Here is a 413-nt window from a genome sequence, read left to right on the forward strand (position 1 = left end):
ATTTTATCTTCTTCGATTTTACCCAACTGGCTGATAACGCCATCGGCAGGCATGACCAGTACATTCGGATCGGTATCGATTGGGCGTACTTCGTCACGCAGCGGACGGACAAAGAATTCGTTAAAGGTGCGGTAGCTGGCGGTGTCCGGCTTTTGCGCCTCTTTCATGTCGACCTTGTAGTATTTAACGAACAGATCGATAACCAGTTTTGTCAGCCATCCTGCCCGCTTGCTTGCGCCCCAACCCGCCAGGCGAGTAAGCCATAGTTTCGGCAGAATGTACTGTAGCGAAAGTTTAAATGAATTTAACAAGGTAGCCTCCAGGCCATTGTTTTGTCGTTCCTGATCCGGCCTACATGCCGGATCCTGAAAAAAAGGGGACGATTCTAACGACGGTTAGCCTAATTGTCAGTC

1 protein-coding gene is annotated in these 413 nt (G+C 49.4%); it reads right to left on the reverse strand.

The window, feature by feature from the left end; genetic code table 11:
• On the reverse strand, positions 1–311 hold a 311-nt coding region (locus ERX55_RS11300; protein ID WP_175423861.1), incomplete at its 3' end, for a phosphatidylserine decarboxylase.
• Between the last annotated feature and the right edge of the window lie 102 nt (positions 312–413).

Origin of the sequence: Macrococcus bovicus (assembly GCF_004359575.1) — a bacterium.
In the GTDB taxonomy this organism is placed as follows: Bacteria; Bacillota; Bacilli; order Staphylococcales; family Staphylococcaceae; genus Macrococcus; species Macrococcus bovicus.